Raw genomic sequence first — 23,106 nt, forward strand, 5'->3', positions numbered from 1 at the left:
AGCCTTCAGCAGGTGGCGTGGTTGCTCTGTCACCCACGCTCCGAGGGCACCGACGACAATTCGAACGGACTGCTGCTGCGCCGCTGGTTGCGATCTTCCCGCGGCGTGGCACCGAAGAAGTTGCGGTAGGCGCTGGAGAAATGCGGCCCCGAGGAGAAGCCACACGACAGGCCGATCTGGATGATCGACTTGCTGGTTTGCATCAACATCTGCCGGGCCTTGTTCAGGCGCAGTTCCAGGTAGTACTGGCTCGGCACACGGTTGAGGTATTGCTTGAAGATCCGCTCCAGCTGCCGACGGGACACGCACACATGCTGGGCGATTTCGTCGGTGGTCAGCGGCTCTTCGATGTTGGCTTCCATCAGCAACACCGCTTGGGTGAGCTTCGGATGGCTGGAACCGAGACGGTTCTGCAGCGGAATGCGCTGACGCTCGCCACCCTCGCGGATGCGCTCCACCACCAATTCTTCCGACACCGCACCAGCCAGTTCTGCGCCGTGATCACGGGCCAGCACGGCCAGCAACAAGTCGAGTACCGACAGGCCGCCGCACGCGGTCAGACGATCGCGATCCCAGTCGAACAGATGACTGGTGGCGATGACTTTCGGGAAACGTTCGGTGAAATCGTCCTGCCAGCGCCAATGCACGGCAGCGCGATAACCGTCGAGCAAACCCAGTTGGGCCAGCGGGTAAACACCGGCGGACAAACCGCCAATCACACAGCCAGCACGCACCAGTTGTTTCAGCGCACTGCTGAGTGCCGGCGCGAGTGAGGTCGGTGGCTCATCGGCGAGCAGAAACAATTTCTGGAAGTTTTCGAGCTTCCCGGCCCACGGCTCACCCGGCAATTGCCAGGCGCCTTCGGTCGGCGGTTCGGCCTGCAAAAACGACAGTTCGTAGACAACGTCCGGATGCACACGCTGGGCAACACGCAAGGCCTCCTCAGCCAGCGCAAGCGTCAGTGCTTTAGTGCTGGGCCAAATCAGGAAACCAATTCGATGGGCAGTCATGGCGGGCAATCCGAAACGAAAACACTGTTAGAAGCCGAAAGCGGCTGCAACCAAATTAGACCATCTGGCGCGCGGTGCGCAGCATGACCTAATTTGGTGCGTAACGGGAGCGATTACTTGAGGCTGCCCGAGAGGAATTGTTGCAAACGTTCGGACTGTGGATTGACCAGCACCTCACGCGGGTTGCCGCTTTCTTCGACGACACCTTTGTGCAGGAACACCAGCTGGTTCGACACTTCACGGGCGAAGCCCATTTCGTGCGTCACCACCACCATGGTCCGGCCTTCCAGCGCCAGGGCCTGCATGACTTTCAGCACGTCGCCGACCAGTTCCGGGTCGAGCGCTGACGTCGGTTCGTCGAACAACATCACCTCAGGCTCCATCGCCAGCGCACGGGCAATCGCCACACGCTGCTGCTCGCCGCCGGACATGTGACCCGGGTAAGCGTCTTTGCGATGGGCGACACCGACCTTGTTCAGGTAGTGCTCGGCCTTCTCGCGGGCTTCGGCCTTGGACATGCCGAGCACGTGGACCGGCGCTTCCATGATGTTTTCCAGCGCGGTCATGTGCGACCACAGGTTGAAATGCTGGAACACCATCGACAGGCGCGAACGCATGCGTTGCAGCTGTTTCGGGTCGGCGGCTTTCAGCGCGCCGTCCTTGTTGGCGACCAGTTTCAGCTCTTCGTTGTTGAGCAGAATCTTGCCCGCGTGCGGCTGCTCCAGCAGGTTGATGCAGCGCAGGAAGGTACTTTTGCCGGAGCCACTGGAGCCGATGATGCTGATCACATCGCCAGCCGCCGCTTTCAGGGACACGCCCTTGAGCACTTCGTGACTGCCATAGCGTTTATGCAGGTCTTGGACTTCAAGTTTGTACATGCGGTCGGTTCTCACAAAAACAGTCAGTCAGTCGTTGAGCAAGCGCCCGTGACGCAGCGCTTCGCGCCCCGCCACCTTGGCCAGCCAGAAACCGGGTTGGGCATAACGCAGCCGTTCAATGGCAAACAGCACCCCGGACGTACCAGCACACACCGTGCTGACCCGATCCGATAACGGATCGATCACTTCGAAAATCTCATCGCCGGCTTCAATCCACTCACCGGGTTTACGCAAGAAACTGATCACGCCAGGGTGTGGCGCGAACAGTAATTCAGTGCCTTCGAACGGCATGCCTTCGCAAGCGTCTTGCGCAGGTTTTGGCCATTCGCCGCTGATCAGGCCTTGTTCGGCCAGAAACGCCAGAATGCCTTCAGCGTAAGCGCAGGCTTCAGCGCGACAGGTATCGGCCTGACCACCTAATTCAATGGTAGTCGCCAGGCAGGCCAGGGGAATCTGCGCATCAGGAAACAGACGCGACAGACGCAACCACGGCAGCGAACAGGCTTCGTCAAAGGAGCTGCCGCCGGAATCTTCCGCCAACAAACCCACCTTCACGTCCAGGTGCGCGGCCAACGAACGCCATTGCGGCCAGTGTTGCGGCAAGGCGTACATGTGCAGCGCCGCTTCGGCATCGCAATGCAGATCCAGCACCACGTCAGCGGTGCAGGCATGGCTGAGCAAAATGCGTTGCATGCCTTGCAACTGACTAGCGGCTGGCGGCAATGCGGCCAGCACATCGCTCATGGCCTGACGGATCAGCTGAATATTGGCGTGCGGATCATCGCCCAGGTGCCCTTCCAGCTCGGCGGCCACTGGCGCGCTCAGCTCGACGAAATCCCGGTTGAAGTTCTTGCCGCTGCCCGCCTCAAAACGCCCTTGATGATTGCCCTGAAGCAGTTGGCCGAGGCCAAGTGGATTGGCCACCGGCACCAGTTCGATCACACCGTTGAGCAAGCCTTGAGCTTCAAGTTCGGTCAGGCGCTTTTTCAGCTCCCAAGCCGTACGCATGCCCGGCAATTCATCGGCGTGCAGGCTGGCCTGAATGTAGGCCTTGCGCCCGCCACTGCGCTCCCCATTACCGAAACAGAACACCGAAATCTGGCGTTCGCTACCCAGGTGGTTCCACGGCAATGCATGATCGATGCGTTCCATATCAGTGCTTCCGCGGGGCCAGATAGCCCAGCCAGCGGCGCTCGGCCAGTTTGAACAGCTTCACCAGAATGAAGGTCAGGCACAGGTAGAACACACCCGCCGTGATGTATGCCTCGAACGGCAAGTAGAACTGAGCGTTGACCGTGCGCGCGGCACCGGTGATGTCGATCAAGGTCACGATGGACGCCAGACTGGTGGTCTGCAGCATCATGATCACTTCGTTGCTGTACTGCGGCAGCGCCCGGCGCAGGGCCGACGGCAGCAGGATCCGCTTGTACATTTTGTAGCGCGACATGCCCATCGCCTTGGCCGCTTCGATCTCACCATTCGGCGTGGCCCGCAGGCTGCCGGCGATGATTTCAGCGGTGTAGGCACTAGTGTTGATCGCGAACGCCAGGCAAGCACAGAACGTGGCGCTGGACAGCCACGGCCAGAGGAAGCTTTCACGTACGGCTTCGAACTGCGCCAAACCGTAGTAGATCAAAAACAGCTGCACCAGCATCGGCGTGCCGCGGATCACGTAGGTGAACAGCCAGGCCGACATGTTGACGACGGCATTCTTCGAGACGCGCATCAGCCCCAGCGGCAAGGCCGCCAGCAGGCCGAAAAACAGCGACAGCGCGAGCAATTTCAGGGTGGTCACCAGGCCGCCGAAGTACAGCGGCAGGGCCTCCCAAATGACGTTGTAGTCGAAGATCATAGATCAGCCGCCCTTACGCCTACCGAGTAGCGCTTCTCAAGGTGACGCAATGCCAGCAACGAGACACTGGTGATTACCAGGTACATCGCCGCCACTGCGAGGAAGAAGGTGAAAGGCTCGCGGGTGGCATCTGCCGCCTGCTTGGCCTTGAACATCATGTCTTGCAGACCTACCACCGAAATCAGCGCGGTGGCCTTGGTCAGGACCAGCCAGTTGTTGGTGAAACCCGGAATTGCCAGGCGAATCATTTGCGGCACCAACACCCGGAAGAACACCTGAAAACTGCTCATACCGTACGCCATGCCAGCTTCTGCCTGACCCTTCGGGATCGCCATGAAGGCACCACGGAAGGTTTCCGACAGGTACGCACCGAAGATGAAGCCCAGGGTGCCGATACCGGCGGCCAACGGGTTCAGGTCGATGTAGTCGTCAAAACCGAGCATCGGCGCGACGCGGTTGAGCAGGTCCTGACCACCGTAGAAAATCAGCAGGATCAGCACCAGATCGGGAATACCGCGGATCACCGTGGAATACAGGTCGCCCAGCCAGGCCAGCCAGCGAATCGGGGACAGACGCAGCGCAACGCCGATCAGACCCAGAACAACGGCCAAGACCATGGACGACAAGGCGAGCTGAAGCGTCAGCCATGCGCCATCGAGGATGACAGCCCCGTAGCCTTTCAACATGATTCAGGTCCTCGAAAGTTAGGATGAAAAAATGGCGCAAACCTCAGAGATTCTGTTGCTTGCGCCATTTCAGACTTGTCGCCGGGACGTGTTACTTGCCGTAGATATCGAAGGCGAAGTATTTGTCCTGGATTTGCTTGTACTTGCCGTTCTCGCGAATGGCGGTGATCGCGGTGTTGATCTTGTCTTTCAGCGCGTCACCCTTGCGAACCGCGATACCCACGCCGTCGCCGAAGTATTTGACGTCGGTGAAGGCCGGGCCAACGAAGGCGAAACCTTTGCCAGCGTCGGTTTTCAGGAAACCGTCATCCAGCAGCGTAGCGTCTGCCACGGTGCCGTCGAGGCGGCCAGCGGCGACGTCGAGGTAAATTTCGTTTTGCGAACCGTAAGGCTTGATCTCGGCACCCAGCGGAGCCAGAACTTCGCGGGCGAAACGCTCGTGGATCGAACCACGTTGCACGCCGATGTTCTTGCCCTTGAGCTCAGCCAGGCTGTCGCTGACTGGAGTGCCGGCCTTCATGACCAGGCGAGCCGGAGTGTTGTAATACTTGTTGGTGAAGTCCACGGACTTCTTGCGGTCTTCAGTGATCGACATGGACGACAGGATCGCGTCGATCTTGCGCACTTTGAGTGCCGGGATCAGACCGTCGAACTCTTGCTCGACCCAAACGCACTTGACCTTCAACTCTTCGCACAGAGCGTTGCCGATGTCGTAGTCGAAACCAACGATGCTGCCGTCCGGCGCTTTGGAAGCGAACGGAGGGTAAGCCGCTTCGATACCAATTTTCAGAGGCTTTTCATCGGCGAAAGTCGTCAGGGACAGCACGGACAGTGCCAGGGCGCCAAGCAGCACGAGTTTCTTCATCTTGGGACTCCATCGGTAAAGGGCTAAAACGGCAGAGTGAGCGACAGCCCAATATGCGAATGAGTGGAACCGCAAAGCGGTGCTGCGTTGTAGGAATCGCGCGCTTTTTTCAGCGCGAGCAACAACGAGCAAGTGATCGGCATTCTAACGACAGGCCCGAAGCCGATATTTCTTCAATGCGACAACTAATTACAGAAGCACCGAGAAAGCCGCTTGGGCGCGTTGACAGCCTTGCAAATTCATGCAAGAGCAAAAGACAGTGAACCGATTTATACTGCAAATTGCGGGCCTATTATTGGCAAACCCTTCTAATCCGGCAAGCGCAGCGTTGTGTCTTATTTTTTATGGGGGCTGGAGAAGCCCGATGATGGGGCTTTGCGTTTCCCAATGCCCCGCATCCGTGCGCGCGGTTACACATTCAGTAACTTGAATAGTGGCGGGTAACAGTGGGAAATCACCTACAGGTGAAGCCGATAATTATTGGCCGTTGTTGATGTGGTGTCTGACAGGACGCCTTCGCGAGCAAGCCCGCCCACATTTGATCTCCAGTGAACACTGAATTTGTGACCGACTCAGATTCAATGTGGGAGCGGGCTTGCTCGCGAAGAGGCCCGGTCTGCCGACACAAAAACATCAGGCAGTAAAAAGCCCCGCTCGGCGCAATGCCGGCGGGGCTTCGATGACTCAGGAGCGGCGGGTTAGGCGACGTTCATGGTCTTGTGCGTATCAATCAAATGCTGCACCACACCCGGATCCGCCAGGGTCGAGATATCCCCCAGCCCATCGTATTCGGCCGTAGCAATCTTGCGCAGAATACGGCGCATGATTTTGCCCGAACGGGTTTTCGGCAGGCCCGGCGCCCACTGGATGACATCCGGTGAGGCAATCGGGCCGATCTCTTTACGGACCCAGTTTTTCAGCTCAAGTCGCAGTTGCTCGCTCGGCTCTTCGCCACCGATCAGAGTGACGTAGACATAGATGCCCTGCCCTTTGATGTCATGCGGCACACCGACCACGGCCGCTTCGGCGACTTTCGGGTGGGCGACCATCGCGCTTTCGATCTCGGCGGTGCCCATGCGGTGGCCGGACACGTTGAGCACGTCATCCACGCGACCGGTGATCCAGTAGTAACCGTCTTCGTCACGACGCGCACCGTCACCGGTGAAGTACATGCCGCGGAACGTCTTGAAGTAGGTATCGACGAAGCGGTCATGGTCGCCATACAGCGTGCGCGCCTGGCCTGGCCACGAATCGAGAATCACCAGGTTGCCCTCGGCGACGCCTTCGATGATGTTACCCAGGTTATCCACCAACGCGGGTACCACGCCGAAGAATGGTCGTGCAGCAGAACCCGGCTTGAGCGCGTGAGCACCCGGCAGCGGGCTCATCAGGGTCGCGCCGGTTTCGGTCTGCCACCAAGTGTCGACGATCGGGCAACGGGATTGACCGACGTTCTTGTAGTACCAATCCCACGCTTCCGGGTTGATCGGCTCACCGACCGAACCCAACAGACGCAGGCTGCTGCCATCGGCGCCTTCAACGGCAGCCTTACCCGACGCCATCATCGCGCGGATAGCGGTGGGGGCGGTGTAGAGAATGTTGACCTTATGCTTGTCGACGATTTTCGCCACACGGGTGATGTCCGGGTAGTTCGGTACGCCTTCGAACAGCAAGGTGGTCGCGCCATTGGCTAGCGGGCCATAGACAATATAGGTGTGGCCAGTGACCCAACCGACGTCGGCGGTGCACCAGTAGACTTCGCCCGGACGGTAGTCGAACACGCGCTCGTGGGTCATCGCCGCGTACAACAGATAGCCGCCGGTGGTGTGTTGCACGCCCTTCGGCTTACCGGTCGAACCGGAGGTATAAAGGATGAACAGCGCTTCTTCCGCGCCCATTTCTTTCGGCGCGCACACAGTGCCTGCCACTTTCATCAGGTCTTCGTACCAGATGTCGCGATGCTGGTTCCACTTGATGTCGCCACCGGTGCGCTTGCACACGATAACTTTCTGAATGCTGCTGGTTTCCGGGTTGGTCAGCGCGTCGTCGACGTTGGACTTGAGCGGGATCTTCTTACCGGCACGAATGCCTTCATCAGCAGTGATCACCACTTTGGATTTGCAGTCGATGATCCGGCCAGCCAGGGCTTCCGGCGAGAAACCACCGAACACCACCGAGTGAATCGCGCCGATCCGGGTACACGCCAGCATGGCGACCACGGCTTCGGGGATCATCGGCATATAGATAGTCACCACGTCGCCGCGGTGCACATCCTGGCCACGCAGGGCGTTGGCGAATTTGCAGACTTGTTCGTGAAGCTCGCGGTAAGTGATGTTGCGGCTTTCGGCAGGGTCATCCCCTTCCCAAATGATCGCGATTTGATCGCCGCGCTCGGCCAGATGACGGTCGAGGCAGTTGTAGGAAACGTTCAGGGTGCCGTCGGCGAACCATTTGATGTCGACATGGTGATCGTCGAAGGAAGTCTGTTTCACCGTGGTGAAAGGCTTGATCCAGTCGAGGCGCTTGGCTTGCTCGCGCCAGAAGCCGTCCGGGTTAACGACGGACTGCTGGTACATGGCCTTGTAGGTCGCCTCATCAGTCAGCGTGTTGGCCGCAACCTCGGGACGAACGGGATACAGAGAAGCCGCACTCATCTTTGTTACCTCGGTGGAATAGTTGTTTTTGTATGACCCAGTTGTAGCCGGGCCGGGCCTATAGAACCATTCGACGATGGTAGTAACAAGCCCCTACAAAATGTGGCTATACCTCGTCAAGGCGCTCAAGAGCGGTGATTTCAGGGGCTTTGGGCATTTATGAAATTGGCTTAATCAGCGAGCCAAAGGTCGCTTTTCGAGGATTGTTACAGGATCTGCCAATAGTGTTTATCAAAAGCACGCCTATATGAATGTAAACCCCACGCCTAAAATCGGCCTCGCCAACCAGGCGATTAACCAAGTTGCAGCCCCCACGAAGGCAGTTAATCCAAAACCAGTACTTAAGTTCTACACGCAACCTCAAAAAGGTTGCGTGACCCCATTCGACCTCCAAAAGGTAAATCTGAAATGAAAGCTTTATTAGTTCTGGCCCTCAGCAGCCTGTGCGCAACCGCCATGGCAGACGAGGTCCCGACTGATGTCGCACAGCAGCAACCCGCCGTTGAGGAATACACCTACTCCACTCACCTGGACATCGCCAAAGTTGTCTCCATGAGCGAAATCCCGAATGTGTGTGAAGTTGTTCCGGCGAAAATGGAATACGACGACTCCAAAGGCCAACGCCACATTCTTCGTTACAGCGTCATGGGTAACGGCTGTTCTAACGGCTAATCACCCGCTCTCACCCCTCCAAGGTTCGACCCACTCGCCCGCTACATAAGGCAGATGAAAGCGCCGAACCTTATATATCGATTTATACGATTGATATAAGCGTTTAATTGCGCTTTTTAATCAAATTATCTGGCGTAGTATCAATTCCACACCCAAGGCACAAAACGCCAACGAACCTGGAGCCGCTACCATGAAAACCAAACTGATCCTCGCCCTGACCCTCTCCGTCCTGGCCGCTAACACCTTCGCCGCTGACGGCTACGACCGCACTGGCTCGGCTGCTTACAACACGCAAGCGGCTGTCGCTTCTGACGGTTACGACCATACCGGCTCGGCGTCTTTCGCCTCCGATGGCTCCGATCACACTGGCGCTGCCAAACTCGCTTCTGACGGTTTTGATCGCACCGGCGCTGCCAAAGTGGCTGCCGATGGTGCAGATCACGTGGGTGCCGCCCGCCTCAGCTGATCATCAAGCGTGACGTTAAAGCCCGACTTCGGTCGGGCTTAGTTGTGTCTGGGGCCTTCGAAAAGCGACTTAAAACACAACATGTAGTGAAAAACGTGATTTTTTGGCTGTTTTTTGAACAAAAAAATGGCTAGCCAAAATTTATGGAAAAAAATCTTCACTCGCGACATCCAGCCAAAGCCCTGTAAACCCTCGCTCCGACCTAAAAACATGTCCTGCCGCCCCCTCGCAGTGCCACTTCGTCGCACCACGCGGCCGAAAATTTCCCTATAATGCGGCGTAAATCGGGCCTGCAATATTCCCTTACAGGGAACACGCCAGTCTGAAGCCCACGCAGAAGCTGTTCACATTTTCTGCGCCCGTCAGTGGCCTCAGAACACCCGTACAAAATTCTGTTTATTGCCTGCGTTGTACTGCTGCAAAAAACGATTTCCTTTAGATCCAATGCGGCCAGTAAGGCCGTGTGAAAAACCAACCTATCAGTTTTCACACGGGCATCTGGCCCTCACGCAGGAGACGACACGTCATGCTGAGCTGGGACGAATTCGACAAAGAAGACAGCGGCGAAACCGTTGTAAAAGGCGCCAACGCTGGGCACGCCACTGAAGCCAACATGGACCGCCTCGACACCGCTGGCGGCGTCGCTGCGCAAGAAGCCCGCGCTGTAACCGCGTCCGACTCCGCCGCAATCGCCCGTGCAAAAGCTGCCCTGGACAACCTCGACATCGCCGAAGGCCTCGCCGAACTCGAAGGTGCCTCCGCCCGTGTGGCTGTCGACGAAAAGCGCATGATCAACTGCCGCGCCGACCTCAACCAACTCGTCCCGTTCAAGTACGACTGGGCCTGGCAGAAGTACCTGGACGGCTGCGCAAACCACTGGATGCCGCAAGAAGTCAACATGACCGCCGACATCGCCCTCTGGAAAGACCCGGAAGGTCTGACCGACGACGAACGCCGCATCGTCATGCGCAACCTCGGCTTCTTCTCCACCGCGGACTCCCTGGTTGCCAACAACCTGGTACTGGCCGTGTACCGCCTGATCACCAACCCGGAATGCCGCCAGTACATCCTGCGCCAGGCGTTCGAAGAGGCGATCCACACCCACGCCTACCAGTACTGCATCGAATCGTTGGCCATGGATGAAGGCGAGATCTTCAACATGTACCACGAGATCCCATCGGTCGCGAAAAAAGCCACTTGGGGCCTGAAATACACCCGTTCGATCTCCGATCCGAAGTTCGAAACCGGCACCGTCGACACCGACAAAGAGTTGCTGCGCAACCTGATCGCCTACTACTGCGTTCTGGAAGGCATCTTCTTCTACTGCGGCTTCACCCAGATCCTCTCCATGGGCCGCCGCAACAAAATGACCGGCGTCGCCGAGCAGTTCCAATACATCCTGCGCGACGAATCCATGCACCTGAACTTCGGCATCGACGTGATCAACCAGATCAAAATCGAAAACCCGCACTTGTGGGATGCTGAAATGAAGGAAGAAGCGAGCCAGATGATTCTGCAGGGGACTCAGCTTGAGATCGAATATGCGCGGGATACCATGCCTCGCGGCGTGTTGGGCATGAACGCGGCGATGATGGAGGACTACCTGAAGTTCATCGCTAACCGTCGCCTGTCGCAGATCGGTTTGAAAGAAGAGTACCCAGGGACGACTAACCCGTTCCCTTGGATGAGCGAGATTATGGACTTGAAGAAAGAGAAGAACTTCTTTGAGACTCGGGTTATTGAGTATCAGACTGGTGGGGCGTTGAGCTGGGATTGATTCCCTAGCTAGCCGCGATTTGACGATTGCAATCTGAATCGAAGAATCGAAAAAGCAAAAGCCCCGATCTGATCGGGGCCTTTTTATTGGGGAATGAAAATACTTTTTTCCAACCCTACGCTACGACGCTAAAACTCCTACAGCACTTACAGCTCCGTCCGCATTGATGCTCTTTCAAAGCACCTCTAAGCTCCATTGCAGGTGCCTAAGAAACGCCCAACGTAGAAGCTTGGTCAATCACACAGACACGCAATTCATCCTATGGTGATTTGTCGTTCGGATGTGCGAAGGCTTTGCTCGTTGGGATTTTTTTAAGTCCACTCTGCGTTGGGCCCAGGCCCTCCTAAATCTATACGTAGAGGTAATGGATATGCCTGAACACGATTTACTCCGCACTCTCGCCGTTCTGGAGATCAGTCATGACTGATCCCTTTTCTGTAAAAGTCTTCACTCGCCACAACCTTGCCCTCCATGCCCTTCTTCTAGAAAACCAGCCATGGTTCTGCGCCCGCGATCTGGGTCGTTTAATGGGTTTCCATCTGAGTGATCGTGTGGTCAACAAACTGGACGAGGACCAGCGACAAACATTGTTGATTGAGTACCACGGGCAACCGGAGAAGCGGTTGATGCTCAGCGAGTCCGGTGCGTATGCGCTGCTGGTCTACCATTACGCGCCGGGGCATCGATTGTTGCGTGAGTGGTTGACTCATCAAGTAGTGCCCGCCTTGCGCGATGCGGGGCAGTCGAAGAACACGGATCGCCCGATGTTGAGTTTGTTGGATTGGCCGGAGATGTCGTTGAGTCTGTTGCATTGGCAGGATGAAGGCTGGATTCGGCTGCGGGATATGCCTTATTTGTTACTCAATCGCACGCGACGGCGAGTGCCGGTGGTTAAGCCTTGGTGGCGGAAGGTTGCGGAGGTGTTTCAGTCTTCGAAGCATTCGGTGGGTTAGCGCGGCTGCTCCTTTGTAGGATGAATTGAACGACTCGTCGCTCTTTTGTGTAGGAATTTTCGTAGACAGTCGTAATGGCCACTCAGTATCGTCCGAGGGTTTTCAACCCTCGGCGATTGTATGGACACGGAAAAGAAGCAATCTAGATGGACTGACGAAGAGCTAGCGGCGTCGGTCGATACCTATCTTAAAATTCTCGCTCTCGAAGAGGATGGTCAGACAGTCGACAAACCTCTTGAACAACGAATTCTGCAAGAAGGGGCATTAATCAACCGCACCACCAAAGCCGTTGATTTCCGCCTACAGAACCTGTCGTTCCTGTTTGTTGAGTTAGGCCTGAAGCCTAATAGTTACCCCTTAATGGCGAATATCGGGTCAGGGGTTGCAGCACGCGTCGAAATAATTCTTGCCTCGAAAGGCGTGATCGACCTTGACGACTATTTACCAACTGCGGACGAAGAGACGCTCAACCGTCGCACTGAAAAGCTTCGAGGAAAAAAACTCCTAGGCGTGCCAGAAGGTATAGAGAAGCCAAAAAAGGTAACTGTCACCACCACCTCGTACGCTCGTTCCCCTCGGATCAAAGCCTGGATTTTGGACAATGCAAAAGGGATTTGCGAAGGTTGCGATCAGCCAGGTCCTTTCGAACAAGCTGATGGCACTCGCTTTCTTGAGGTTCACCACGTAAAGCATTTAGCAAACCGCGGATCGGATCGCCGGAGTAACGCGGTCGCGCTTTGTCCTAATTGCCATAAGCGGTGCCATCACGCCAACGACAAAGACGAATTCACTGCCACGCTTTATCAGAAGGTAGAACGATTGAAGCGTGAACAATTGGACTGAACAAGATTTGTAGCGAGGGAGCTTGCTCCCGTTCGGCTGCGGAGCAGTCGCCAAGCAAACAACTTGGTATGTCTGATTCACCGCATATGCTGAGTTTTAGGGCTGCTCAGCAGCCGAACGGGGATAAATCCCCTCACCACAGGTTCGTGCCTGGCTTGGTTGCGGTGTTGATCTTGGGAATCGCGAGCAGGCTCCCACAGGTTTGGTGTGTTGCCGCAGATTTTGCGGTGTATTGAAAACAGTCAGTGCAACCCGCCCCGCCTCCCGCTATTAATACTCTTCCCCATTCAAGGACCCGATTGTGCTCCTTCAAAATTCGCGGTTTAAGGTCCGTGCTTGCGCTCAAGGCTGTGACCAAACCCGCGAATCACCTCCAGCAGTGCCTTCACCCGCAGCGGCAAGTTCCCGGCCGGGTACACCGCGTGCATCTGCGGGCTGTCGCCGTTGCTGGAGGTGAGCCGGTAATCGGGGCAGACCCGGTGCAGGCGCCCCGCTTGCACTTCGGGCTCCGCCAGCCAGTCCGCCAGGCGGGCGATGCCGATGCCCGCCAGGGCGGCCTGGAACACCGCCACACCCGAGCTGAACCGAAACCCTGGATGGACCCGAACGCTGATGGCCTGCTGCTCACTGCGGAAATTCCATTCCTTGAGGATGCGCGGCGCCGTGTGCAGGATCAGCGAGTGGTCCCCCAGCGCTTCAATGGCCTCAGGCGTCCCGCGCCGCTGCAGGTAGCCGGGGCTGGCGTACAGATGACGCGAGTAACTCCAGAGTGGATAGCCGATCAGGTCACTGGATTGCGCAAACGCGCCGCGAATCGAGAAGTCCAGCTTGCTCTTGACCGGGTCGAGGGTCTCATCGGTGAAGATCACGTCGACGTTCACGTCTGGATAACCCTCGGCGTACTGCGCGATCAGTTGCGGCAAAACACCGTGAGCGAGGGACTCGGGGGCGGAAAAACGCACCCACCCGCTCGCCATGCCGCTGAGACCGGCCAGGTCTTCATCCGCCTCACGTTGCAATTCCAGCATTTTGCAGGCGTGGGGCAGCAAGCGTTCACCCGCCTCCGTCAAGCTTACGGCGCTGGAGGAGCGATTAAACAACTTGACCCCGGCACTTTCCTCCAGGCCTTGAACGGCGCGGGTCAACGCACTGGGAGAGCGCCCCAGCGTGCGTGCCGCCGCGACGAAGCTGCGCTTGCGCGCTACGGTCGCGAAGGCTTCAAGCGCCCATAACTTATCCAGAGCCATTGAACACCTCATTGCATTTATCGCAACGTGGCATTGCAACACAAAAAAGGCCCTTCCGTTAACCTTCGCGCTCAATTTACAGGGATGTAGGCAAACCGGAGCAAATGGACGTGGCAAAGCTGGAAGAAATAATCGGGACATCAACGCCCACTGAGGGTGAACATATTCGTGACTGGCAGCGCAGTCACTCAGCGAGTTCAACCCGACAGGCGATACCGCAGATTCATGTCTCGTTCGAAGAGCAGCACGCGCTTCACGCCGGCCTGGCTTCCCTGGCCGTGACCGACAGCGCCTCGGGTATCCGTCGCATGCCGGCCTTGGGGCAACTGCTTGAGAGCATCCTGCGCGGTGAAAAAATCGATCGCTTGCGCAACTTCCCCAAGGCTCCCGAGACGGCAATGATCGTCAGGGGGCTGCCCCTGGACTCGCACCTGCCCGCCACCCCCTACGATATGACGCCGGGTATCGAGCAACTGCCGGTAGTGGCCGGCGCTATCCTTGCGGTGCTGCAGACCCTGCAAACTAATCCGGTGGCCTACGAGGGTGAAAACGACGACACGGTGTTCCGCCACGTGTCGCCCAAGCACCAGCGTGAAGCCGAAAAAAGCTCCTATGGGTCGCGCATGGACCTGTGCATGCACGTCGACAACCCGCACCTGCCCTTGACCTGCGAACCTGTCTCAACGTTGTCGGCCTGTCCGGAGTACCTGTGCCTGACCGGTCTGCGCTGCGAGCCGGATGTGCCGACCCGCATCGTTGCCATTAGCGAGGTGCTGGCCATGTTGCCCGCCTGGGTTGAAACAGCCTTGTCACAACCGCAGTTCGCCATTCACCGACCGGTGTCCTTCGGCAAGCCAGGCAATGTGCTGGAACACGTGCCCCTGCTGTACAAAAGCGCAACCGGCGAACTGTTTTGCCGTTACAACAAGGCCAGTGTCACAGCCACCTGCGCCATCGCGAAGTTGGCCCTGCAGCTGTTTGAAGCCGCCGCCAATCACCCCGATGTCGCACGCCCCATCCTGCTGCAACCGGGGGACATGCTGATCTTCAAGAACCAGCAAACCCTGCATGCCAGGGAAGGTTTTACCCCGCGCTACGACGGGCGCGACCGCTGGCTGCTGCGCGTTTTCGGGGTCAACGACCCGGCCCGCGTGCTGGCGCTGAACCCCCAACAACCCTTCATCGCAAGAGCCTGATGTTCATGGTCGATATTGTCATTCTTTGTGTGTTCGCCTTCGCCGCCGGCCTGATCGATGCGGCGGTGGGCGGCGGCGGCCTGATCCAGATACCCGCGTTGTTCAACGTGCTACCCGCCGCACCACCGGCAGCACTGCTGGGGACCAACAAGGTCGCGGCCGCGTTCGGCACCGCGTTCGCGGCCCGGTCCTTCGTGCGCAAGGTGGTGATCGACTGGGGCCTGGTGATTCCAGCCGCCTGCGCCGCCTTTGTCATGGCCTTCTTCGGCGCGGCCACGGTATCGTTCGTGCCCCAGTCAGTCATGCGCCCGGCGGTGCTGGTATTGATCGTGCTCATGGCGATCTACACCTTCTGGAAAAAGGACTTCGGCGCCCTGCACGCCCCCACGCACATCGGTATCCGGCAGAAGTGGCTGGCGGTCGTCATCGGCGGCGCCATCGGTTTCTACGACGGGCTGTTCGGCCCTGGCACCGGTTCCTTCCTGATCTTCCTGTTTATCCGCTGCTTCGCCTTCGACTTCCTGCACGCCTCGGCGTCGGCCAAGCTGGTGAACATCGCGACCAACGTGGCGGCGCTGATATTCTTCATCCCGACAGGGAACGTGCTGTACCTGATCGCCCTCCCCATGGCGGCCTTCAACATCCTGGGCGCGTTGACCGGCACCTGGCTGGCGGTGCGTAAAGGCGTGCCCTTTGTCCGGGCGCTGTTTCTGGTGTTGCTGGTGATTCTGATCAGCAAACTGTCCTACGACCTGTTGCTGAAAACCTGAGGAAAGCCCATGCAGCCCATGTTTGATCGCCTGGTGGCGCTACTCGATGCCCACGCCGCCGCCTATCGGGTGTTGATGCACGATGCCGAGGGCCAGTCGGCGCGGGTCGCCGAACTCCGTGGCACCGAACCCGGCCAAGGCGCGAAAGCCATGCTCTGCGCGCTAAAGGGTCAGGCCGAACCCTATGCCCTGGTGATACTGCCAGGGGACCAGAGGCTCGACATGAAGAAAGTCGGAGCGGCCCTGGGAGGAAAAAAAGCCGAGCTGGTGAACGCGCAAACTGCCATGCAACTGACCGGGTGCAGGATCGGCGCCATCCCTCCGTTTACCTTCGATGAGAGGATTCAATTGATCGTCGACCCGTCCCTGATCACGGGCTACGGCGAAATCGCCTTCAACGCCGGTCGGCTGGATGCATCAATGGTGCTCGATACGCAGGATTACCTGTCGATTGCCAAGCCCCGGTTGGTGGATATCCGCCAGGGTTGAGCACCGGTGGGCAGGATTGGATTGCGCTGATGGGTGTAGGTGCGAGCTTGCTCCGGGCGGCGTTGCGACGAAAGCCTGAGAACGCCGCGAGGTATCAGGTTTTATGCGTTATCGTTAGCAACCATCGCGAGCAAGCTCGCGCCTGCAAGGACCCGAGCCCACCATGAAATTCGACCTCGCCTACTGCCTCAGCCTCGACGACAAGCTGTCGATCTATGACGTGCGCGATTTGAATTTCGACGAGACGATGGATTTCGATTCCGCCAAGGAACACTTCCAGTGCCCCATCGATGCCTGCCGGGCGGCGTTTGATGCGGCGAATGTGTTGACGACGTTCAACGCCAAAAACGTGAATTACGTGCGCACCCCGCACTTCAAGAACACGCCCAGCACTCGGCATGTTGCGGATTGTCCTTATGTCAGTCTCAAGACGTCGGCGTCAGGTGTGGACGCGGACGGTGCGGAAACGGATGACAGTCGCGAGGAGCATTTCCCGTCGGAGTTGTTGCTGACGCGGCGTGAGTATGTGCGTAAACCGTCGAACCCGGCGGTGGCGGCTGACGTGATGCGGGACGATCCGAAACCCTCTTCAGCGGCCAGTGACGTCGATCACCCAAGCCGCGAATCAGCACCAGACAAGACCAGTGTCTTCGCCCACCCGGTGGAGTGTTTTGTGTCGAACTTCGAGGACAAGGAGTTGCTCAAGCGCATGCCGCTGAAGATTGGCGAGCACACGGCGCCTTATGGGTCGTTCTTCAAGAAGATCGAGTATCTGCAGGACCACAAGGGGCTGATTTACTGGGGCAAGATCAAGAAGATCGAGGATTACCACAGCGCAAGTTTTCGCATCGACTTCGAACAGAAGGTCTGGTTCAAGCAACCGGACGAGGCGAAGAAGAAGCCTTATTCAGTCAATGTTTACCTGAGCAAAAAGCTGATCGACAACTACCGCAAGCGCAAAGCGTTTCTGGAAGAGATCAAGCACGCAATCGAGAGTGAAAAAGAGTTGTTTTGCTTTTTCTATGGTGTGACGCCGGGGTTGAAGCAGGTGCCGAGCAAGAAAAACCCCGAGCAAATGTTCGGGGTGTTCAGTGCGAATATTGAGAACCTGGATCACTTCATTATTCGTGAGGCGCCGGGGCTCAAAGGTTAAAGAACCGGGTCACGGCGTTATTACGACGACTCATTGCGCTTCGAGATTAAGCTGCCTTACGGCCTCCCTAATCTCCCGTTTCGCTTCCTTGTGCCGCTCACGTGCTGCTTGAATGCCAGGCTCATCAAGGCCGCCGTAACGGCTTAACCAGTGAACGATCATTTCCTCATCCGGGTAGAAGTAATCCTTGTGTTCTTTACCGCCTCTCAGGTAGTTGTTCATGTCGGTATCGAAGCGGCCTGCCGAGAACTCGTCAGGGGGTAAAGAACCTCGTTCGGCAGCACATCCCTCAAACACCCAGGCGATGTCATTGATGTGTTTCTGCGCACCGCGATGTCCGCGTTTGTAAAACACGTACTCGCGACAACTCTCTTGGAATCGCTCCGCTATCAGTTCGTCGTTGAACCAACGAAGTATGTCGTGTTGCCCCGCATGCTGAATCACGCCGTTTATCCAACGCTCGGAAAAACGTTGAACGAAACCTTCGACATCCGCTTTTTTCGCGTCCGCAAAAATCATGCAATAACGAGTTTTTACGTGAATGACGTACAACACATGCTTGCGTTGAACAGTGACGGCGTGAACCAGCCACTGTTCGGTTGACTCATCAGACACGTCATCTTCAATGACGGACGTTGGCGGTTTGTGCACCGGGCTGATTTTTTTACCCTTGTGCACGCGGCTGAAGAAGTTACTTGCAGCGTCGGTACAATTGAAGATCCACATCCATCGTTCTCTTATAAAGGGCTGGTTGATAACCGTTTTCAGTCCTCTCGCACGATCTCTTCAGCCCATTCAAGCTTATAGGGTTGACGAACAACGTCAGCGACCTCTTCTAACATTGCTTCGCTAAGAGCCGACAGCTCTGCATCGGTCAGCAAGTCGTGCTTGACCATCCATCGCAAAGCTATGGGTGCACTGGAACGACTGTAGGGGTCGAAAGTTCGGACGATGTCCTTGTCCCGATCATGCATCAGGCGATAAAGCATTCGATACCTGGCATGAGCCGAGAGCGCGTCATGCTGGGCAATTGTCTTGGCATCAGCCAGCACACCCTGGCAGAAACGATCGAGCGCAAGTTTGTGCAGTTCCTTGAATTTCTTCCAGTCACTTTCGATGATGGACATGACATCCTCCCGCGAAGAATTGTGCTCAGCGCAAAGACTCATTCTTGCGAAAAAACCTACCAATACCAACCCCTAAATAGAGGGGTGATTTAGTTGCCCCACATACTCAGCATCACAAACATCAGCAAACCGATATAGACCCGCGCATGGGTTCGATCCGGTATCCGCCCAATCCACGGCGCAGCCAACCGAATCCCAACCAGCGACCCGACCGTCAAAATCGCAAACGCCAGCACATCCACATAACCGATAAACCACGGCCCCAGATCAAACTTGGTGAACCCAGCCATCGCCATGTAAGTCAGCGTCCCGGCCAGCGCCACGGGCAAACTGAGCGGATTGGCCATGGACGTCGCCTGGGACATGCTCAGCCCGCAACGCCGCAACAACGGCACGGTCATGACGCTGCCGCCTACGCCGAGAAACGTGGCGATGGTGCCGATTCCTACGCCCCCGCCAGACACTTCTGCCCTTCCCAATCGCCGTGGGACTGCGGTGTCGGACGCTGTAAGAAAGCCGCGTCGTAACAGGCAATCCGCGATGGTCACTCCCAGGTACGCGATGAAGGCATAGCGAATCACTTCGCCACTCACCCACATCGCCGAGACGGCACCGACGATCGCGCCCAAGCCGATGAACCCGCCCAACGGCCACAGGTAATGGCGAATGAGGTTTCCGGCGCGACGGTGTTTTCCGGTGGCGATCGTTGCGTTGACGATCATGACGCAGGTCGAGGTTGCCACAGCAATGTGCATTGCCGATTGGCCGACGGGGTCGTCTGTGCCGTGGCTGGCCATGAGCATGCGGTACAGCAATGGCACGACGACGAAGCCGCCGCCGAAGCCGAACAGCACCGCGGTGATGCCGGTCATGCAGCCGAAGAGTGCCAGCAGGAGATAGAGCATTGCGTGTCGTCCATTGGTGAGAGCGGTCGACGTTAGGGCAATGCGCCTTGGCCTGCTTCAGCAAGTTAGCCAATAATGTTTTCGTTTACGCCAACCGCTGAGGCTGTTCGATGCGCAATGTTTCGATTGATCTGCTGGACCACACGCCACGGCCAGTGGTGGCCATCGGCACGGATTATTCTCACGGGCATTTGTTACCTCGTCATACGCATCGGCGGGCGCAATTGTTGTACGGCGCCACCGGGTTGATGCAGGTCAGCACGCACGACGGCAGCTGGGTGGTGCCGCCACAACGGGCGGTGTGGATTCCGTCGGGGGTGGCGCATGAGGTGCTGATGCTGGGGGTGAGCACGCGCAGTGTGTATATCGAACCGGCGGTGGTGGATCTGGGGGATCGCTGTCAGGTGATCAGCGTTTCGCCGTTGATGCGGCATTTGCTGATGGAGGCGGTAGAAATCCCGCTGGAGTATGACGAGCGCGGGCGCGACGGTACGTTGATCGGCTTGCTGCTGCATGAACTTGGGCGCAGCACTCACCTGCCGTTGCACATTCCGCTGCCCGTCGATGCGCGGCTGCTCGCGTTGTGCCAGGGCTTTGTGCAGCGGCCCGACGCTCATCAGTCGCCCCAGCAATGGGCCGTTCATTTGCACGTAAGCCTGCGTACTTTCAATCGCCTGTTCCGCCATCAGACTGGCCTGAGTTTCAGCCAATGGCGGCAGCGGGCCTGCGTGGTGCTGGCTCTGGCGCGGCTGGTGGTGGGCGAACCGGTAACGCGCATTGCCCTGGATTTTGGCTATGACAGCCCGGCGGCGTTCTCGACAATGTTCCGCCGCATACTGGGGCAGGCGCCGACCGTTTGGTTGGAGGGGGTGAAATAGAGAGGCCATTGCCGCTAATTGCCAGTTAGTTTGCGAAACCTGTGGGAGCGGGCTCGCGAAAGCGGTGTGTCAGGCGACATCAATGTTGACTGTGCCGCCGTCTTCGCGAGCAAGTCGGATCGCCGCACCGCCGCTCCCACATGGATTGCGCTTGACTGACTGGAATTAGGGCAAGCCCCCTCGCCACAGGTCTTGTGTCTGACGCGCCTTCACTCTTACAGCAACTCAAAACTCTGCGCCTTCACATCCTGAGAATCCAGACCGATCTGCACCTGGAACTCGCCCGGCTCGGCGGCGTACTCCAACTGAGCGTTGAAGAACTTCAAGTCGTTCTCATCAATGCTGAAGTGGACCGCTGTCTCTTCTCCGGCCTTGAGCATGATTTTTTTAAAGTTCTTCAGTTCTTTGACCGGACGGCTGAGGGAGCCAACGACATCGCGGATATACAGCTGAACCACTGTTTCGCCGTCGCGCTGGCCGATATTCTTCACCATGACGCTGGCGACGAGCTTGTCGGTCTTGTTCAGTGTGGTCGAAGACAGGGCCATGTCGGTCAAGCTGAAATCGGTATAACTCAGCCCATAGCCGAAGGGATAAAGCGGACCATGGGATTGATCGAAATATTGAGACGTGTAGTTGCGAGGCCCACCCGGCAGGTAGGGGCGGCCGGTGTTCAAATGGCTGTAGTAATTCGGGATCTGCCCCACGGAGCGTGGAAAGGTGATGGGTAACTTGCCGGAGGGGTTGTAGTCACCGAACAATACATCGGCAACGGCGTTGCCTCCCTCAGAGCCGCTGTACCAGGTTTCCAGAATCGCATCGGCCTGTTTGTGCTCCTTGCCGATGGAAAGGGGCCGGCCGTTCATCAATACCAGTACCAGCGGCTTGCCGGTGGCTTTCAGGGCGGTGATCAATTCACTCTGGCGTCCTGGCAGATCGAGGCTGGTTCGACTGGCCGCTTCATGAGACATACTGCGGGGCTCACCCACTACTGCAATCACAACATCGGCTTGTTGTGCAGCCTTGACCGCTTCGTCAATCATTTCTGCTGCCGGACGAGCGTCGTTCTCGATTTCAGACGCTCCCAGGTATTTAATAACCTCTTGATCCTCCGTGAGATTGACGCCTCGGGCATAGATCAGCGAGCCCTTATCCATAGCGCTTTTCAACCCGTCGTAGATCGTCACCGATTGCGAGGGCACGCCGCTTGCGGACCAACTGCCCATGATGTCGACGGTACTTTTTGCCAACGGGCCTATGAGCGCGATCACACCCTCTTTTTTTAGCGGCAAGAGCCCGTTTTCATTCTTCAGCAGCACCAATGTCTTGCGTGCCACCTCACGAGCCGGCGCTCTGTGCAGACGGTTTTCGGCATTGTTATCAGCGGGGTCTTCACTGGCAACGCCGATGCGCCGGTAAGGGTCTTCGAACAGCCCCATGTCATACTTGGCCCCCAGGACTTCCCGCACTGCGTTATCGATATTGCTCTGGGAAACAGCGCCAGACTCAAGCAGCCCGGGTAGCTCCGGACCATAGGAGAAGTCGTTCATGCTCATATCAACACCGGCCCTGATCGCGAGCCTGGCCGCTTCGCGGTGATTCTTCGCAACACCATGCTGAACCAGATCGTTTATCCCATTGTGGTCGCTGATGACCAACCCCTTGAAGCCCCATGCTTTGCGAAGCAGGTCTTGCATCAACCATGCATTGGAAGCGGCTGGCACGCCATTTATCGAGTTAAGCGCCACCATCACCGCTCCCGCGCCACCCTCAATCGCCGAACGATAAGGTGGCAGGTAGTCCTGGTGCATTCTGGCCAGGCCCATGTCGACGCTGTTGTAGTCGCGTCCACCCTCGACAGCACCATACAACGCGAAGTGTTTGGCGCTGGCCATGATGCTGTCGGGTGCTTTCAGGCTTTTGCCCTGGTAGGCCTGAACCATCACTTTGGCAATGCGCGAAACCAGATAGGTGTCTTCACCGAAGCCTTCGGATGTACGCCCCCAGCGAGGATCACGGGCGACATCTATCATCGGTGCAAAGGTCAAATCGATACCGTCCGCACTGGCTTCTTTCGCCGCCGTTCGACCGCTCAACTCAATGGCGTCCATGTCCCAGCTGGAGGCCAGCGCCAGGCCAATGGGAAAAATGGTTCGATGGCCGTGTATCACGTCCCAGCCGAAAAACATCGGTATTTTCAGGCGGCTTTGTTGAGCCGCGTCCTGCATGGGTCTGTTTACGGAACGGCTCACAGAGCCGTACGTACCTCCGATTCGCCCGGCGGTGATCTCTTGGCGCATCCTTTCGGGAGTCATCTTTTCATCAATAGCGATCAGCCGCAGTTGGCCGATCTTTTCCTCCTGGGTCATCTGATTTATCAGGTGGGTGACAAAGGCATCTTTGTTAGACGATTCCATATCGGCCAGGACCGGCAGACTTGTAAAACCGATCAGGGCACACAGCAGACGTAATCTTTTCATGATTGCCTTCCCTGTGACGCATACCACCTGCTTGCTTTTGAAACGCCACCTTTCCTTGTGTTGAAAATCAGAAGCTGACGTTCAAACATTGCTGCTGACGGGGGCTGAAAGCCACTGAGTTTTCAGGATCCCGCATAGAAATAGCGTAGTCGCTCCGACGCTCCTGCCAGAGAGAAAAAACATAACCGATCAAAAAATGAGTTTG

The 23,106-nt window shown here is 57.3% G+C and carries 22 protein-coding genes; 10 read left to right on the forward strand and 12 right to left on the reverse strand.

The window, feature by feature from the left end:
• Nucleotides 1-29: 29 nt before the first annotated feature.
• From argR to acs, 7 genes are all read right to left on the reverse strand, one after another.
• The gene (gene argR / locus QFX16_RS22155) at nt 30-1,010 is read right to left on the reverse strand and encodes a transcriptional regulator ArgR (protein WP_283181345.1); all 981 of its coding nucleotides are present in this window, start codon (nt 1,008-1,010) and stop codon (nt 30-32) included.
• Nucleotides 1,011-1,123: 113 nt separating this feature from the next.
• Nucleotides 1,124-1,888: an ABC transporter ATP-binding protein gene (locus QFX16_RS22160; RefSeq protein ID WP_008154324.1), complete on the reverse strand. Its 765-nt coding sequence runs from the start codon at nt 1,886-1,888 to the stop codon at nt 1,124-1,126.
• 27 nt (nt 1,889-1,915) lie between these two features.
• Complete coding sequence (locus QFX16_RS22165; protein WP_283181346.1) at nt 1,916-3,040, reverse strand: M14 family metallopeptidase; 1,125 nt, start codon at nt 3,038-3,040, stop codon at nt 1,916-1,918.
• A 1-nt stretch (nt 3,041) separates the two neighbouring features.
• Complete coding sequence (locus QFX16_RS22170) at nt 3,042-3,740, reverse strand: ABC transporter permease (protein WP_283181347.1); 699 nt, start codon at nt 3,738-3,740, stop codon at nt 3,042-3,044.
• Entirely contained in the window at nt 3,737-4,426 is a 690-nt protein-coding gene (locus QFX16_RS22175) for an ABC transporter permease (protein WP_282375564.1), read from the reverse strand. The genes QFX16_RS22170 and QFX16_RS22175 overlap by 4 nt, the downstream gene beginning before the upstream one ends.
• Nucleotides 4,427-4,517: 91 nt before the next feature.
• The gene (locus QFX16_RS22180) at nt 4,518-5,291 is read right to left on the reverse strand and encodes an ABC transporter substrate-binding protein (protein WP_283181348.1); all 774 of its coding nucleotides are present in this window, start codon (nt 5,289-5,291) and stop codon (nt 4,518-4,520) included.
• 698 nt (nt 5,292-5,989) lie between these two features.
• Entirely contained in the window at nt 5,990-7,945 is a 1,956-nt protein-coding gene (gene acs / locus QFX16_RS22185; RefSeq protein WP_283181349.1) for an acetate--CoA ligase, read from the reverse strand.
• 408 nt (nt 7,946-8,353) lie between these two features.
• On the opposite strand from acs, the gene QFX16_RS22190 reads away from it, so the two are divergent.
• From QFX16_RS22190 to QFX16_RS22210, 5 genes are all read left to right on the forward strand, one after another.
• Nucleotides 8,354-8,617, forward strand: a complete 264-nt coding sequence (locus QFX16_RS22190; RefSeq protein WP_283181350.1) for a DUF2790 domain-containing protein — start codon at nt 8,354-8,356, stop codon at nt 8,615-8,617.
• A gap of 190 nt (nt 8,618-8,807) precedes the next feature.
• Complete coding sequence (locus tag QFX16_RS22195) at nt 8,808-9,083, forward strand: hypothetical protein (protein ID WP_283181351.1); 276 nt, start codon at nt 8,808-8,810, stop codon at nt 9,081-9,083.
• Between the two features lie 526 nt (nt 9,084-9,609).
• Nucleotides 9,610-10,860: a ribonucleotide-diphosphate reductase subunit beta gene (locus QFX16_RS22200; protein WP_150657174.1), complete on the forward strand. Its 1,251-nt coding sequence runs from the start codon at nt 9,610-9,612 to the stop codon at nt 10,858-10,860.
• A 419-nt stretch (nt 10,861-11,279) separates the two neighbouring features.
• Entirely contained in the window at nt 11,280-11,813 is a 534-nt protein-coding gene (locus QFX16_RS22205; protein WP_283181352.1) for a BRO-N domain-containing protein, read from the forward strand.
• 120 nt (nt 11,814-11,933) lie between these two features.
• Nucleotides 11,934-12,656, forward strand: a complete 723-nt coding sequence (locus QFX16_RS22210; RefSeq protein WP_283181353.1) for an HNH endonuclease — start codon at nt 11,934-11,936, stop codon at nt 12,654-12,656.
• A 323-nt stretch (nt 12,657-12,979) separates the two neighbouring features.
• On the opposite strand, the gene QFX16_RS22215 is transcribed toward QFX16_RS22210, so the two are convergent.
• A complete protein-coding gene (locus QFX16_RS22215) occupies nt 12,980-13,903 on the reverse strand; it encodes a LysR family transcriptional regulator (protein WP_283181354.1) in 924 nt (307 codons plus the stop codon).
• A 104-nt stretch (nt 13,904-14,007) separates the two neighbouring features.
• On the opposite strand from QFX16_RS22215, the gene QFX16_RS22220 reads away from it, so the two are divergent.
• The 4 genes from QFX16_RS22220 (at nt 14,008) to QFX16_RS22235 (ending at nt 17,511) form a co-directional block, all read left to right on the forward strand.
• On the forward strand, nt 14,008-15,099 hold the full coding sequence (locus QFX16_RS22220; RefSeq protein WP_283181355.1) for a TauD/TfdA family dioxygenase: 1,092 nt from the start codon (nt 14,008-14,010) through the stop codon (nt 15,097-15,099).
• 5 nt (nt 15,100-15,104) lie between these two features.
• Nucleotides 15,105-15,869, forward strand: a complete 765-nt coding sequence (locus tag QFX16_RS22225; RefSeq protein ID WP_283184616.1) for a sulfite exporter TauE/SafE family protein — start codon at nt 15,105-15,107, stop codon at nt 15,867-15,869.
• A gap of 9 nt (nt 15,870-15,878) precedes the next feature.
• Nucleotides 15,879-16,358, forward strand: coding sequence for a YbaK/prolyl-tRNA synthetase associated domain-containing protein (locus tag QFX16_RS22230; RefSeq protein WP_283181356.1), 480 nt, complete (start codon nt 15,879-15,881; stop codon nt 16,356-16,358).
• 163 nt (nt 16,359-16,521) lie between these two features.
• On the forward strand, nt 16,522-17,511 hold the full coding sequence (locus QFX16_RS22235) for a hypothetical protein (protein WP_283181357.1): 990 nt from the start codon (nt 16,522-16,524) through the stop codon (nt 17,509-17,511).
• A gap of 30 nt (nt 17,512-17,541) precedes the next feature.
• Here QFX16_RS22235 and QFX16_RS22240 read toward each other — a convergent pair whose 3' ends face one another.
• The 3 genes from QFX16_RS22240 to QFX16_RS22250 all read right to left on the reverse strand — a co-directional run bounded on the left by QFX16_RS22240 (nt 17,542) and on the right by QFX16_RS22250 (nt 19,543).
• Complete coding sequence (locus tag QFX16_RS22240) at nt 17,542-18,237, reverse strand: DUF6933 domain-containing protein (protein WP_283181358.1); 696 nt, start codon at nt 18,235-18,237, stop codon at nt 17,542-17,544.
• A gap of 38 nt (nt 18,238-18,275) precedes the next feature.
• On the reverse strand, nt 18,276-18,638 hold the full coding sequence (locus tag QFX16_RS22245) for a hypothetical protein (protein ID WP_283181359.1): 363 nt from the start codon (nt 18,636-18,638) through the stop codon (nt 18,276-18,278).
• 89 nt (nt 18,639-18,727) lie between these two features.
• Entirely contained in the window at nt 18,728-19,543 is an 816-nt protein-coding gene (locus tag QFX16_RS22250) for a sulfite exporter TauE/SafE family protein (protein ID WP_283181360.1), read from the reverse strand.
• A gap of 110 nt (nt 19,544-19,653) precedes the next feature.
• Between QFX16_RS22250 and QFX16_RS22255 the strand changes: the two genes are divergently transcribed.
• Nucleotides 19,654-20,421, forward strand: coding sequence for an AraC family transcriptional regulator (locus tag QFX16_RS22255; protein WP_283181361.1), 768 nt, complete (start codon nt 19,654-19,656; stop codon nt 20,419-20,421).
• 215 nt (nt 20,422-20,636) lie between these two features.
• Here the strand turns inward: QFX16_RS22255 and bglX are convergent, their stop codons facing one another.
• Complete coding sequence (gene bglX, locus QFX16_RS22260; protein WP_283181362.1) at nt 20,637-22,901, reverse strand: beta-glucosidase BglX; 2,265 nt, start codon at nt 22,899-22,901, stop codon at nt 20,637-20,639.
• Nucleotides 22,902-23,106 lie beyond the last annotated feature (205 nt).

The sequence above is a fragment of the Pseudomonas svalbardensis genome, assembly GCF_030053115.1.
GTDB classification, from domain to species: domain Bacteria; phylum Pseudomonadota; class Gammaproteobacteria; order Pseudomonadales; family Pseudomonadaceae; genus Aquipseudomonas; species Aquipseudomonas svalbardensis.

Bases quoted from the DNA above. Each gene is read 5' to 3' on its own strand.
- argR (WP_283181345.1), bottom strand. From the start codon at position 1,010: ATGACTGCCCATCGAATTGGTTTCCTGATTTGGCCCAGCACTAAAGCA.
- QFX16_RS22160 (WP_008154324.1), bottom strand. From the start codon at position 1,888: ATGTACAAACTTGAAGTCCAAGACCTGCATAAACGCTATGGCAGTCAC.
- QFX16_RS22165 (WP_283181346.1), bottom strand. From the start codon at position 3,040: ATGGAACGCATCGATCATGCATTGCCGTGGAACCACCTGGGTAGCGAA.
- QFX16_RS22170 (WP_283181347.1), bottom strand. From the start codon at position 3,740: ATGATCTTCGACTACAACGTCATTTGGGAGGCCCTGCCGCTGTACTTC.
- QFX16_RS22175 (WP_282375564.1), bottom strand. From the start codon at position 4,426: ATGTTGAAAGGCTACGGGGCTGTCATCCTCGATGGCGCATGGCTGACG.
- QFX16_RS22180 (WP_283181348.1), bottom strand. From the start codon at position 5,291: ATGAAGAAACTCGTGCTGCTTGGCGCCCTGGCACTGTCCGTGCTGTCC.
- acs (WP_283181349.1), bottom strand. From the start codon at position 7,945: ATGAGTGCGGCTTCTCTGTATCCCGTTCGTCCCGAGGTTGCGGCCAAC.
- QFX16_RS22190 (WP_283181350.1), top strand. From the start codon at position 8,354: ATGAAAGCTTTATTAGTTCTGGCCCTCAGCAGCCTGTGCGCAACCGCC.
- QFX16_RS22195 (WP_283181351.1), top strand. From the start codon at position 8,808: ATGAAAACCAAACTGATCCTCGCCCTGACCCTCTCCGTCCTGGCCGCT.
- QFX16_RS22200 (WP_150657174.1), top strand. From the start codon at position 9,610: ATGCTGAGCTGGGACGAATTCGACAAAGAAGACAGCGGCGAAACCGTT.
- QFX16_RS22205 (WP_283181352.1), top strand. From the start codon at position 11,280: ATGACTGATCCCTTTTCTGTAAAAGTCTTCACTCGCCACAACCTTGCC.
- QFX16_RS22210 (WP_283181353.1), top strand. From the start codon at position 11,934: ATGGACACGGAAAAGAAGCAATCTAGATGGACTGACGAAGAGCTAGCG.
- QFX16_RS22215 (WP_283181354.1), bottom strand. From the start codon at position 13,903: ATGGCTCTGGATAAGTTATGGGCGCTTGAAGCCTTCGCGACCGTAGCG.
- QFX16_RS22220 (WP_283181355.1), top strand. From the start codon at position 14,008: ATGGACGTGGCAAAGCTGGAAGAAATAATCGGGACATCAACGCCCACT.
- QFX16_RS22225 (WP_283184616.1), top strand. From the start codon at position 15,105: ATGGTCGATATTGTCATTCTTTGTGTGTTCGCCTTCGCCGCCGGCCTG.
- QFX16_RS22230 (WP_283181356.1), top strand. From the start codon at position 15,879: ATGCAGCCCATGTTTGATCGCCTGGTGGCGCTACTCGATGCCCACGCC.
- QFX16_RS22235 (WP_283181357.1), top strand. From the start codon at position 16,522: ATGAAATTCGACCTCGCCTACTGCCTCAGCCTCGACGACAAGCTGTCG.
- QFX16_RS22240 (WP_283181358.1), bottom strand. From the start codon at position 18,237: ATGTGGATCTTCAATTGTACCGACGCTGCAAGTAACTTCTTCAGCCGC.
- QFX16_RS22245 (WP_283181359.1), bottom strand. From the start codon at position 18,638: ATGTCCATCATCGAAAGTGACTGGAAGAAATTCAAGGAACTGCACAAA.
- QFX16_RS22250 (WP_283181360.1), bottom strand. From the start codon at position 19,543: ATGCTCTATCTCCTGCTGGCACTCTTCGGCTGCATGACCGGCATCACC.
- QFX16_RS22255 (WP_283181361.1), top strand. From the start codon at position 19,654: ATGCGCAATGTTTCGATTGATCTGCTGGACCACACGCCACGGCCAGTG.
- bglX (WP_283181362.1), bottom strand. From the start codon at position 22,901: ATGAAAAGATTACGTCTGCTGTGTGCCCTGATCGGTTTTACAAGTCTG.